Source organism: Arthrobacter sp. Leaf337, assembly GCF_001423745.1.
Lineage (GTDB): Bacteria > Actinomycetota > Actinomycetes > Actinomycetales > Micrococcaceae > Arthrobacter.
The window spans coordinates 95,978-108,078 of the sequence record NZ_LMPC01000029.1 but is presented as its reverse complement, the minus strand read 5'-3'; the positions used below and the strand labels follow the sequence as shown (position 1 = coordinate 108,078).

Sequence of the window (12,101 nt, the reverse complement as noted above, 5' to 3'; positions counted from 1 at the left end):
TTTTCTCAATTCCACTTGAACCAACGGATGGCCGCTGCGCCGGCGATAGCCGTCCAAAGCAGCAGGATTAGGGTGGCGCCTCCATTGAAGGTGCCAGCGAGGAAGGCGTCCCTCAGGGCCTCGCCCAATGCCCCGGAGGGCAGGAAGTGGACCAGTTCCCGGGCCGGGCCGGGCAACCGTTCGGCGGGCAGGACGATGCCGCCCAGGGCTCCGAGCAGGATCCACAGGAGGTTGGTGATGGCCAGCGTCGCCTCGGGCCGGACCGTACCCGCGACCAGCAGCCCCAGGGCAGTGAAGGCTGCCGCCCCCAGAACCAGGAGCACCAGCGCCGGGAGCCAGCCCGCCGTCGTCGGCTGCCAACCGAGCGCAAATGCCACCGCCCCCACTACCAGCACCTGAAGGACCAGGACTGCCAGGACAGCCAGGATCTTGCCGGCGATCAGGCCGGTCCGGCCCAGGGGAGTGGTGGACAGGAAACGCAGCACCCCGTAGCGCCGGTCAAAACCGGTGGAGATGCCCTGGCCGGTGAAGGCGGTGGACATGGCGCACAGCGCGAGGATGCCCGGTACCGCAACGTCGACCCGGGTGCCGCCCAGGCCGTCCAGCAACGGGGTGACGGTCAGCCCCACCAGGGCAAGCAGGGGGAGGACGACGGCAAGGATCAGTTGCTCGCCGTTCCGCAGCATGGTCAGCGCCTCGTACCTGCCCTGCAGCAGAATGCGGCGAAGAAGCGGGGCAGGAGCGCTGCCGAGGACCCGGCTCATCGGATCTCCCTTCCCGAGATATCCAAAAATACGTCTTCCAGGCTCCGCGCCTCCAGGCTCATGGAACCGGGCATAATGCCGTGCGCGGCCCACCAGGCTGTCAGCGCGGCCAGGTCTTCCGGCGTCAGCGCACCGGTAGCGGCGTAGCTCCCGGCCCGGGTTTCGCGAACGTCGACGGCGGCGGGGAGAACGCCCGTGAAGTCCAGTCCGGGCCGAGCCTCGAAAAGCAGCGTCCGGACATGTTCCTGCGCGTTATCCGTGCTCAGGTTCCGCATCAGCAGCTGTGCCACTGTTCCTTCGGCCACGTTCCTGCCGGCGTCGATGATGTACACGTAATCAGCCAGGCGCTGGGCGTCGTCCATGAGGTGGGTCGTCAGGATGATTCCCATGCCGGCATCCCGCAGTTCCGAAATCAGCTCGAAAACAAGCTGGCGCGACTGCGGATCCAGGCCTGCACTCGGTTCGTCCAGGAAGAGGACTTCGGGGTTTCCCACCAAGGCGGCAGCCAGAGCAAGCCGCTGGCGTTGCCCGCCCGAAAGGCGCCGGACGGTGGTCCGGCTGAAGGTGTCAATGCCCAGGCGTCCGATCAGCTCATCGACAGGCCATGGATTCTGGTACATTCCGGCGATATGCTTCAGCAGGGGGATGGGACGGGCCGACGGCGGCAGTCCGCCGTCCTGCAGCATGACACCCACGCGGGAACGGAGTGACGCCCCTGCGGTGTCCGGGTCCTGGCCGAGCAGGGTGACTGCCCCGCCCGACCGCCGCTGCAGGCCCTGCGCACACTCGATGGTGGTGGTCTTGCCGGCACCGTTGGCCCCCAGCAGGGCGGTGACCTGTCCGCGTTCGGCGGCAAGGGAAACGCCGCTGACCACCCGGAGCATCTTGCCGTCAAGGGAGGCCAGCGGGCCAACGTCCTTAATGAGTCCCTTAATGGACAGGACGGGAGAATCGGGAGATCGCACCAAAGCATTCTACGGGATGTAGTAGCCGCACCACCCGACCGGATATGACCGTAGGTCAGCCTCGCCTTACTAGTACGGGGGAGTAAATTACGACATGATTGTGTTGTGTATTCCATGAGCACTCGACTTTCTGCGCCCCGAACCGGGTCTGCCGCGCCAAATGGCGCCGCCGGTTCGTTCCGGCCCGGGAGTTCGTCGCCCACAGGCCGGCAGCCCGCCACGCCGCACACGTTGCCGGCGGACTCGGACGAACGCACCCGCGACCGCGTCCTGAATGCCGTGCTGGAGCACGGGCCGGTCAGCGCAGCAGAACTCGGTGACCTGCTCGGCTTCACTCCGGCAGCCGTGCGCCGCCATCTGGACCACCTCTCACGCAGCGGTGTGATTGAAGTCAAGCGCGTGGCGAAAGCGGGGGCCGGCGCAGGACGCCCGGCGAGGCGCTACGTCCTGAGCACCCAGGGCCAGTCCAGCCTCGGCGACGACTACCTCGACATTGCCGGCCTGGCTCTCCAGCGCCTGGGGGAAATCGCCGGCCCCGACGCCGTCCGCGAGTTCGCAGTCGAGCGGTTTGCCGACATGGAGCGCCGCTACGCGCCGGAGATCGAGGCTGCCGGACCGGATATCACCGCACGGGCGCAAGCTCTTTCCGCAGCTTTGAGCCGCGACGGGTTCGTCGCCTCCGCGGCCTCCATCGAAGCCAAGGCGCCGCTCCCCGCTGCGCTCTCCAGCGTCCAGCTGTGCCAGGGGCATTGCCCCATCCAACAGCTGGCCACGAAGTTCCCCGTGTTCTGCGACGTCGAAACCGAAGTGTTTTCCCGGCTCGTCGGCGTTGACGTGCGGCGGCTGTCCACACTGGCACGTGGCGGACACGTCTGCACCACCCACATACCTACAGGCCGTCCGGCCGCCAAGGGGCCATCCGGCTCCGGACGCACCACGGACAGCCTGGGCGAAGTATCCAACCATCTGCAAGAAAGGCCGTGATGACGGACCAACTATCAGAGAACAAGGTTGCTGAAACTACTGTGATTTCGGAGATTCTGGAGAAGAACCCCGAGCTCCACGGTATTGGCACCTATGAGTACGGCTGGGCCGACAAGAACGATGTCGGAGCCAACGCACGTCGTGGCATCAACGACGAAGTTGTCCGGGACATTTCGGCCAAGAAGAACGAGCCGGAGTGGATGCTGGACCTGCGCCTGAAGGGCCTGAAGTACTTCGACCGCAAGCCCATGCCCACTTGGGGTGCAGACCTCTCGGGCATCGACTTCGACAACATCAAGTACTTCGTGCGCTCCACGGAGAAGCAGGCCGCCACGTGGGAGGACCTCCCCGAGGACATCCGCAACACCTACGAGAAGCTGGGCATCCCGGAAGCTGAGCGCAGCCGCCTGGTTTCTGGCGTGGCAGCACAGTACGAATCCGAAGTTGTGTACCACCAGATCCGCGAGGACCTGGAACAGCAGGGCGTCATCTTCCTGGACACGGACACCGCGCTGCGCGAGCACCCGGAGATCTTCCAGGAGTACTTCGGCACCATCATCCCGGTGGGCGACAACAAGTTCGCCTCGCTGAACACGGCGGTCTGGTCCGGCGGTTCCTTCGTGTACGTCCCCAAGGGCGTCCACGTGGACATCCCGCTGCAGGCCTACTTCCGTATCAACACCGAAAACATGGGCCAGTTCGAGCGCACCCTGATCATCGCCGACGAGGACTCCTACGTCCACTACATCGAAGGCTGCACGGCGCCGATCTACACCTCGGACTCGCTGCACTCCGCCGTGGTGGAGATCATCGTGAAGAAGGGCGCCCGCGTCCGCTACACGACCATCCAGAACTGGTCCACGAACGTGTACAACCTGGTCACCAAGCGCGCCATCTGCGAAGAAGGCGCCACCATGGAATGGATCGATGGCAACATCGGCTCCAAGGTGACCATGAAGTACCCGGCCGTCTACCTTGTGGGCGAGCACGCCAAGGGTGAAACCCTGTCCATTGCGTTCGCCGGCGAAGGCCAGCACCAGGACACGGGCTCGAAGATGGTGCACATCGCACCGAACACCAAGAGCTCCATCATCTCCAAGTCGGTGGCCCGCGGCGGCGGCCGCGCCGCTTACCGCGGCCTGGTCCAGATCCGCGAAGGCGCCAAGCACTCGGCCAACACGGTCCGCTGCGACGCTCTCCTCGTGGACACGATCAGCCGCTCGGACACGTACCCGTACATCGACATCCGCGAAGATGACGTCCAGTTGGGCCACGAGGCAACTGTTTCGCGTGTTTCCGAAGAGCAGCTCTTCTATCTCATGTCCCGCGGCATGCGCGAAGACGAAGCCATGGCGATGATCGTGCGCGGCTTCATCGAGCCGATCGCCCGCGAGCTGCCGATGGAATATGCCCTCGAGCTGAACCGCCTCATTGAACTCCAGATGGAAGGATCCGTCGGTTAATGACTGCCGAAACTGTTACTGAAAAGGCCCGCATCGGGGCGCCTTCCATCGCCGGCTTCACCGAGGAAGGCGAGGGTCTGGTTGCCGCCAAGGTGGACCACGGCCACAATCACGGCGTGACTGTGATGTCTTCCCGCGCCGAACGCCTCACGAGCTTCGATGTCGCCGACTTCCCGCTGCCTACGGGCCGCGAAGAGGAATGGCGCTTCAGCCCGGTCCGCGCACTGGCCAACCTGCTCTCCGACACCGCGACGGATCTTGATCCCGCTCCGGCCGCCGACTTCACGGTCGAAGCGCCGGAAGGGTATGTCCGCAGCCCGCTGGCTGCCGGGTCCGCACCGCGAGGAACCGTCCTGGTCCCTGCGGACCGTGCCGCCGCCGTCGCCTCCGCCAACACGGAGGAGGCGCTGCACGTCGTCATCCCCGCGGACGCCGAACCGGCCGAGCCGCTCCGCATCCTGGTCCACGGCGCAGGCGCCGGCCACCGCTCCAACGCACACTACGTGCTTGAAGCGGGCGCCAACTCCCGCAGCGTCGTGATCCTGGAGCACACCGGTGCCGCCGACCACAACGGCAACCTGGAAGTCATCGTCGGTGAAGGCGCCAAGCTCACCGTGATCTCAGTGCAGCTCTGGGAAGACGACGCCAAGCACCTCGCGCAGCACGACGCTCAGGTTGGCAAGGATGCTGTGTACAAGCACATCGCCGTGTCCCTGGGCGGATCCATCGTGCGTCTGAACTCCAACGTCCGCTTCTCCGGCGAGGGCGCCGAGGCCGAGCTGCTGGGCCTCTACTTCGCCGACGCCGGACAGCACCTGGAGCACCGTTCCTTCGTCGACCACAACGTGGCCAACTGCAAGTCGAACGTGCTCTACAAGGGCGCCCTGCAGGGCAAGGATGCGCACACCGTATGGGTCGGCGATGTCCTGATCCAGAAGCAGGCCCTGGGAACCGACTCGTACGAGAAGAACCAGAACCTGATCCTGACGGACGGGTGCCGCGCGGATTCGGTTCCGAACCTGGAAATCGAGACGGGTCTTATCGAAGGTGCCGGGCACGCAAGCTCCACCGGGCGTTTCGACGACGAGCACCTGTTCTACCTCATGGCCCGCGGCATCCCCGAAGATGTTGCCCGCCGTCTGGTAGTTCGCGGGTTCCTCAACGAGATCATCCAGAAGATCAATGTTCCGGCACTCGAAGAACGCCTGACCGACGCTGTCGAGCGCGAGCTCGCCGCGAGCGAAAACTGAAACGGGCAGGCCGGCACGCATGAGTGAACAGCCCAAGGGTGAACTGGTATGCAATGCCAACGACATCCAGGTGAAACAGGCGCTGCGAATCCTGATCGACGACTACCCCGTAGCGGTCGTCAAGGATTCGATGGGCGAAATCCACGCCATCGGCGACACCTGCTCGCACGCGGACATCTCGCTGTCTGAAGGCGAGGTGGAAGGCTGCGCGATCGAGTGCTGGGGCCACGGCTCGCAGTTCGACCTGCGCAACGGCCAGCCGCTTCAGCTTCCTGCCTACGATCCCGTGCCCGTCTTCGCCGTCGAGCTTCACGGTGACGACGTCTACGTGGACGTGACCAATGTTCTGAACGGCGCCACGGTCAACAACTACTGAGCGCCCGGCTTCACAAGACTTACGAACGAAAAGAAAGAAGAGCATGTCAACTCTTGAGATCAAGGACCTGCACGTCAGCATTGAGACCGAGCAGGGCACCAAGGAGATCCTGAAGGGCGTCAGCCTGACCATCAGGACCGGTGAGACGCACGCCATCATGGGCCCCAACGGTTCGGGCAAGTCCACCCTGGCGTCAACCATCGCCGGCCACCCGCGCTACAACGTCACCAGCGGCTCCATTACGCTGGACGGCGAAGACGTCCTGGCCATGTCCGTGGACGAGCGCGCCCGCGCCGGCGTCTTCCTGGCCATGCAGTACCCGGTGGAGGTTCCCGGTGTGAGCATGACCAACTTCCTCCGCACCGCCAAGACCGCCATCGACGGCGAAGCGCCCAAGCTGCGTACCTGGACCAAGGACGTCAAGGCCGCCATGCAGAAGCTGCGGATCGACGCCGACTTCACCCAGCGCAACGTCAACGAAGGCTTCTCCGGCGGCGAAAAGAAGCGCGTGGAGATCCTCCAGCTCGAGCTCTTCAAGCCGAAGTTCGCCGTCTTGGACGAGACCGACTCCGGCCTGGACGTCGACGCACTGAAGGTCGTCTCCGAAGGCGTCAACCGCGCCCACGCCGAAGGCAACATGGGCACGCTGCTCATCACGCACTACACGCGGATCCTGCGCTACATCAAGCCTGAGTTCGTCCACGTCTTTGTCGACGGCCAGGTTGTCGAAGAAGGCGGCCCGGAACTTGCCGACCGCCTCGAAGAAGAAGGCTACGACCGTTACGCCAAGGGTGCCGGCGCAGCCACCATCTCTGCAGCTGACGCTGCAGTCCAGGGCTAGTTAGGACAACGCCATGACCGAAATCAAAGCGGCCCGTACGGGCCTCGAAGATGTCGAAGAGGCACTGAAAGACGTCATCGACCCCGAGCTCGGCGTCAACATTGTTGACCTCGGGCTGCTGTACGGCCTGAAGTACTCGGACGACGACGGCGCCCTCCTGATCGACATGACGCTCACCACGGCGGCGTGCCCGCTCACGGACGTCATCGAGGAGCAGGTGGGCAAGGCCCTCGACGGCGTCGTGGACGAATGGCGGCTGAACTGGGTCTGGATGCCGCCATGGGGTCCGGAGCGGATCACCGAAGACGGACGCGACCAGATGCGGGCCTTGGGTTTCAACATCTAGGCTCCCGTTAGCAACCGCGGTTAAATAACGACGGCGGCCGGTTACCTTCCTTGGAGAAGGTAACCGGCCGCCGTCGTTCTTTTCGGTTCAGCTAGAGCGAGGCGGCACTGAACGTATCGCACTGGTTGATATCGCCGGTCTTGTAGCCCTGGTAGAACCATTTCTGCCGCTGTTCGCTGGACCCGTGGGTCCAGGCCTCCGGCGAAACGCGGCCGGTAGCTGCTTTCTGGATGCGGTCGTCACCAACGGCGGACGCCGCGGATAGGGCGTCATTCAGGTCCTGCTGGGTCAGCGGCTCAAGAAACGGCTGCCCGGTCTTGGGGTCCTGCTGGGTGGTGGCGTGGCGGACCCAGAGTCCGGCATAGCAGTCAGCCTGCAGCTCGACGCGGACGGCGCCCGATTGGGGACCCTGCGGATCCTGCTGGGCGCGGTCAAGGTTGCCCAGGATGTTCTGGACGTGGTGGCCGAACTCGTGCGCCACAACATACTCCTGGGCCAGCGGTCCGCCGGACGATCCGAAGCGGTCCACGAGGTCCTGGAAGAAACCGGGATCGAAGTAGGCGGTGGTGTCAGCGGGGCAGTAGAACGGGCCCACCTCGGAGGTTGCACCGCCGCAGCCGGTATTGGTGGCCTGGCTGAAGATCACCGTCGTGGGACGCGGATACTCGGTGTTGTACTGGGCAAGGTAGGCCGGCCAAAAAGCGTTGAGGCTGTTTACCGTCCCGGTAATGCGGCAGTCGAGCCGGGCGTCCGCGTCGGCGCCGGACTCGCAGGCCGGTGCACTTCCCGTGCTCTGCGGCTCCTGAACCGTCCCGGCCAGGCCTTCCAGCAGTTGGGGGTTGATCCCAAACAGTGCGGCCAGCAGCAGGATGATTCCGCCGCCGATGCCGCCGCCGATCTTGGTTCCGCGGCCCATGCCGCGGCGGTCCTGGACCTGCGACGGGTCCAGTTGGACATTGTCATTGAAACTCATAATGTCACAATAGCCGGACAGGCCCGGCCCGGACCCGTGGTCGCCGGTAAAGTTGATCCGATGCCATTCCTCAACAGACTCCAACGCTGGGCCGATGACCGCCCCGACGACACCGCCGTCGTCGTGGCCGGCCGGCACCTCAGCTGGGCCGCCCTGCGGGACGCCGCCGCGGCGCAGGCGGCGGACACCGGCAAGGTGACCGTGCTGGCTCAGGCGAACTCGGTCGACTTCGCCGTGTCGTTCGCCGCCGCGGTGTCCGGCGACCGGCAATGTGCCGTCCTCGACCCCACCTGGCCCGCGCAGCTGCAGGCCGAGATCGCGGAGCGGCTGCACACAGAACCCGGCAATCCGTCGTCGGCTGCGCTCCGGGACGGCAGCCCGGATTCCGTGTTCCTGATCGGCCTGACGTCGGGCACCACTTCGGTTCCCAAGGCGTTCACCCGCTCTAGGCGCTCGTGGCAGCTCTCATTTGACGCGTCCATCGAGTTCTTCGGACTGACCCCACAGGACAAGACGCTCGCCCCGGGGCCGCTGGCGGCCAGCCTCAACCTGTATGCACTGTCCGAGTGCCTCTATGCCGGCTCGGAATTCCACACGCTGGAATCCTTCGACGTGGGCGATGTGCACGCCGCCATCACGCATGACGGCATCACCCGGCTGGTCCTGGTCCCCACCATGCTCCGGCTGCTTAGTGAGCGCGGGCTTGCCGGCTGCGTGGATGCGTCCGGCATTACGTCCATCATCTGCGCGGGGTCCAAGCTGGATGCCCGGACCCTGGAGGCCGCGCGCCGCTGGGCACCCAGGGCAACCATCTTCGAGTACTACGGCGCCTCCGAGCTGAGCTTCGTTTCCGGGGTTGCGCTGCGCTCCGGGGCTCCGCTGGACGCGGGAGGAACCGGAATCGGGAAGCCCTTCCCCGGCGTCGAAGTCCGGATCATGGACGACGACGGCGCCCCGCTTCCCGACGGCACGGACGGCAATATCTGCGTGCGCAGCGGAATGGTCAGCAACGGCTACCTCTGGGGCGACGACGGTCAGGCGCTGCGCTGTTTCGACGGCTGGTACACGGTGGGGGACCAGGGGTACCTGCAGGATGGCGAGCTTCACATCCTGGGCCGCCGCGCGGACATGATCATCACGGCGGGCAAGAACGTCTACCCGCATGAGGTGGAACTGGCCCTCGCGTCCGTCCCCGGCGTGGCGGCCGCCGTTGCCTCAGGCATGCAGGACGATGTCCGCGGCCAACGCGTCGTGGCAGGGGTGGTCCCCTCCCACGGGGGCATCACGGCAACCCAGCTGAAAGCCGGCCTTGATGACGTCCTGCCCAGGGACAAGCGGCCGTTGCAGTATTTCGCCCTGACTGAGCTGCCTGTGACGGACCGGGGGAAAGTCAGCAGGCAACTGCTGCTGGACTGGATTGAACGCGGCGATACACGGGTCCGCCGCCTTGGCTGAGCCGGCCGCCGCGCAGATGCTCCCCGACCAGCTGCCGCCCGACCGCCAGCCGGTGGTCATCGCGGCGCTGCGGACTCCAATCCGCAGGGTCAACGGAGCGTTCAAAGAACTCAGGGCCCATGAACTCCTGGCCCCCGTGCTTCGCGGCCTCCTTGACCGGACGGGCCTGCCTGCAGGCGCAGTGACGGACGTCGTGATCGGCAACGCGGTGGGAGGCGGCGGCAACGTTGCGCGCCTGGCTGCCCTGGAGGCCGGCCTGCCCGTCAGCGTACCGGGCGTCACCGTGGACCGGCAGTGCGGCTCCGGCCTCGACGCCATTGTGCTCGCCGCGCGGTTAGTGGCGGCCGGAGGCGGCGGCGCCTACCTTGCGGGCGGGGTCGAAAGCATCAGTACTGCTCCGCTCCGCGCGAACAAGGCCGCCGACGGCAGCCCCGAGTTCTTCCGCCGGGCGCAGTTCGTGCCCCTCAGTTATGGCGATCCGGACATGGGCGCCGCAGCGGACAACGTGGCCGCTGTTTACGGCATCAGCCGCGACCGCCAGGACCGGTTTGCCTTGGAAAGCCACCGGCGCGCGCTGGCGGCAGCAGCGGCCCGGAGCTTCACCGGCGAGACGGTTCCGCTGCAGGCCACGTCCGGAACCGTGGCCTGCAGCGGAACCGTGGCGTCCGACGACGGTCCGCGGGCACGCCTGACGGCCGCCCTGATGTCCCGGTTCCCGCCCGTCTTCGCCGAGGACGGCACCGTCACCGCCGGCAACTCCTGTTTCGACGCGGACGCCGCGTCCGCCGTCGTCATTACTTCCCTGCAGCGTGCACGGGAACTGGGGGCGGCGGACGGGCTCCTCGTGCTGGGTACCGATACCGCGGGCGTGGACCCCCGAGTTCTGGGAATGGGGGCCGCCGCGGCGGCCGGGCGCCTATTGGCGCAGCACGGTGTCACGGCCGCGGATATTGACCTGGTGGAGTTCAATGAGGCCTTCGCGTCCCAGACCCTCGCGTGCCTGGATGCCCTCGGTATCGACCCGGAACGGGCCAACCTCGACGGCGGTGCGCTGGCTCTGGGCCATGCGTACGGTGCTTCGGGCGCCGTTCTGGTCACGCGGCTCCTGGCTCAGGCCCGAAAGACATCACCGTCCGCGGGCGGCAGGGCCGGCCCGCTGGCTCTGGCCATGATCAGCATTGCCGGGGGGATGGGCACCGCTGCCCTGTTCCGATACGAACGGCTGGACGGGACCCGCGGCCAGTAAACCGCGGCCGACGGCTAGCCCCGCCCGGCGTCGTCCTGCATGTCGTTGTCCTTCATGTCGTCGTCCTCCGTGCCGGGCTCACCGAGGCCCCGGGCCGCAAGTGCGTCGCCCGTCTGTCGCGCATAGGCCACCGTGGTGATGAAGACCGGCAGCACCAGTGCCCGGGGGTTGCGTTCAAGTCCGCGGGCACGGGCTGAATCCCTGACGTCCGAGTAGGCTCCGGCGATGAACGGAATGCTGCGGAGCATGATCGCAATGGTCAGCGCGAACCGTTCGGGGTCCGCACCAAAGCGTCGGAACGGGACCGCCAGGGAGACGACGCCGTCGAGCAGGCGTTGCATCGGAGTGGTGGCCGTCAGTATGGACGCGGCAACCACGCAGACCAGGACGTTCAGGACGATCCGCGCAGCAACCGGACCGCCCAGTTGCCACCACTGGAGCAGTCCGATGGCCGCCAGCACCGGCAGGATGGGCCTGACTGCCTTGAACAGGCGGGCCGGGCCGGCACCGCTGGCGAGGAACACAATGCACATCAGGGCCAGCACTCCCGTGGCAACCACCCAGTCCACCACCAGGAACGACGCCATGCCGCAACCAACCACCGAGAGGAACTTCAGCCAGAGCGGTGCCCGGTGGACCAGTGACGTACCCGGAACGTAGTTGACCAGCAGGAATCCGTGGCCGCTCACGTGGACTCCGGATGGTGCGGCCAGGACGCGGCGCCCACCGGCGGGAGGCCGGCGGCGGAGAGTGCCCGGTAATGTTCGACGGCGGCGTCCGCACCGCCGTCGAACACCACCTGTCCTGAGTCCACCACCAGGACGCGGTCCATGTCCCTGGCCAGCTCAAGGTCGTGGGTGGACATCACGATCTGTTGACTGAGGCCCGCTATGGTCCGGCGGAGGAGTTCACGGTTCCGGAGGTCCAGGAGGGTGGACGGCTCGTCCAGCACCAGGACCGAGGGCCCCACTGCCAGAACGGCGGCGAGTGCCATCAGTTGCCGTTCGCCGCCCGAAAGCTCGTAGATGCTCTGGTCGGCCAGGGCCAACAGCCCGAAGCGGTTAAGGATCGCCGCGGCGGCGTCCCGGCGTTCCCTCGGGTTCCGGACGGAACGCCGCAGGGAGAGTTCCACGTCCTCCCGGCCGGTGGGCATCACCAGCTGGGAGAGCGGGTCCGTGAACACGAAACCAACTTTCCGGCGCACGCCGCGGACCGACCTGACGGTATCGTCACCGTCAACCGTCACGGTTCCGTGGCTCGGCGCGACCAGTCCGTTCAGGAGCCGCAGGAGGGTGGACTTCCCTGACCCGTTCGCGCCGATCACTCCGATCCGCTGTTCGGTGAGGCTCAGCGAGATTCCGTGCAGCAGTGTCTTCGGCTCGGGATGTCCGTCCACCGCTACCCGAACGTCGACTTCGTCCAGAAGAATGCTGCCCAT

Annotated in this window: 13 protein-coding genes; 8 read left to right on the top strand and 5 right to left on the bottom strand. The window is 66.2% G+C overall.

The annotated features are described in order from the left end of the window. Positions 1 to 5: 5 nt before the first annotated feature. Both ASF98_RS20210 and ASF98_RS20205 read right to left on the bottom strand, forming a co-directional pair. Entirely contained in the window at positions 6 to 764 is a 759-nt protein-coding gene (locus ASF98_RS20210) for an ABC transporter permease (protein ID WP_055805877.1), read from the bottom strand. After that, entirely contained in the window at positions 761 to 1,729 is a 969-nt protein-coding gene (locus ASF98_RS20205; protein WP_055805875.1) for an ABC transporter ATP-binding protein, read from the bottom strand. The genes ASF98_RS20210 and ASF98_RS20205 overlap by 4 nt, the downstream gene beginning before the upstream one ends. A 114-nt stretch (positions 1,730 to 1,843) precedes the next feature. On the opposite strand from ASF98_RS20205, the gene ASF98_RS20200 reads away from it, so the two are divergent. Genes ASF98_RS20200 through ASF98_RS20175 form a run of 6 tightly spaced genes read left to right on the top strand, consistent with a single transcriptional unit; the run spans position 1,844 to position 6,989 of the window. Next, on the top strand, positions 1,844 to 2,713 hold the full coding sequence (locus ASF98_RS20200; protein ID WP_082507000.1) for a helix-turn-helix transcriptional regulator: 870 nt from the start codon (positions 1,844 to 1,846) through the stop codon (positions 2,711 to 2,713). Then, positions 2,713 to 4,176, top strand: a complete 1,464-nt coding sequence (gene sufB / locus ASF98_RS20195) for a Fe-S cluster assembly protein SufB (RefSeq protein ID WP_055805870.1) — start codon at positions 2,713 to 2,715, stop codon at positions 4,174 to 4,176. Before ASF98_RS20200 ends, sufB begins: the two co-directional genes overlap by 1 nt. Further along, entirely contained in the window at positions 4,176 to 5,426 is a 1,251-nt protein-coding gene (sufD, locus tag ASF98_RS20190; RefSeq protein WP_055805867.1) for a Fe-S cluster assembly protein SufD, read from the top strand. Before sufB ends, sufD begins: the two co-directional genes overlap by 1 nt. A 19-nt stretch (positions 5,427 to 5,445) precedes the next feature. Further along, complete coding sequence (locus ASF98_RS20185) at positions 5,446 to 5,802, top strand: non-heme iron oxygenase ferredoxin subunit (protein WP_055805863.1); 357 nt, start codon at positions 5,446 to 5,448, stop codon at positions 5,800 to 5,802. 43 nt (positions 5,803 to 5,845) lie between these two features. Beyond that, positions 5,846 to 6,643, top strand: a complete 798-nt coding sequence (gene sufC / locus ASF98_RS20180) for a Fe-S cluster assembly ATPase SufC (RefSeq protein WP_028269282.1) — start codon at positions 5,846 to 5,848, stop codon at positions 6,641 to 6,643. Between the two features lie 13 nt (positions 6,644 to 6,656). Further along, on the top strand, positions 6,657 to 6,989 hold the full coding sequence (locus ASF98_RS20175) for a metal-sulfur cluster assembly factor (RefSeq protein ID WP_028269281.1): 333 nt from the start codon (positions 6,657 to 6,659) through the stop codon (positions 6,987 to 6,989). A 91-nt stretch (positions 6,990 to 7,080) separates the two neighbouring features. On the opposite strand, the gene ypfJ is transcribed toward ASF98_RS20175, so the two are convergent. Further along, positions 7,081 to 7,962 carry a KPN_02809 family neutral zinc metallopeptidase gene (gene ypfJ, locus ASF98_RS20170; protein WP_055805860.1) on the bottom strand — a complete coding sequence of 294 codons (882 nt, stop codon included), beginning with the start codon at positions 7,960 to 7,962 and terminating at the stop codon, positions 7,081 to 7,083. Positions 7,963 to 8,022: 60 nt separating this feature from the next. Between ypfJ and ASF98_RS20165 the strand changes: the two genes are divergently transcribed. Further along, positions 8,023 to 9,417 carry a class I adenylate-forming enzyme family protein gene (locus ASF98_RS20165; protein WP_055805857.1) on the top strand — a complete coding sequence of 465 codons (1,395 nt, stop codon included), beginning with the start codon at positions 8,023 to 8,025 and terminating at the stop codon, positions 9,415 to 9,417. Positions 9,418 to 9,433: 16 nt separating this feature from the next. Then, positions 9,434 to 10,663, top strand: coding sequence for a thiolase family protein (locus ASF98_RS20160; protein ID WP_055806637.1), 1,230 nt, complete (start codon positions 9,434 to 9,436; stop codon positions 10,661 to 10,663). A gap of 14 nt (positions 10,664 to 10,677) precedes the next feature. Here the strand turns inward: ASF98_RS20160 and ASF98_RS20155 are convergent, their stop codons facing one another. After that, the gene (locus ASF98_RS20155; RefSeq protein ID WP_055805854.1) at positions 10,678 to 11,352 is read right to left on the bottom strand and encodes an energy-coupling factor transporter transmembrane component T family protein; all 675 of its coding nucleotides are present in this window, start codon (positions 11,350 to 11,352) and stop codon (positions 10,678 to 10,680) included. Then, positions 11,349 to 12,101 carry an energy-coupling factor ABC transporter ATP-binding protein gene (locus ASF98_RS20150; RefSeq protein WP_055805850.1) on the bottom strand — a complete coding sequence of 251 codons (753 nt, stop codon included), beginning with the start codon at positions 12,099 to 12,101 and terminating at the stop codon, positions 11,349 to 11,351. The genes ASF98_RS20155 and ASF98_RS20150 overlap by 4 nt, the downstream gene beginning before the upstream one ends.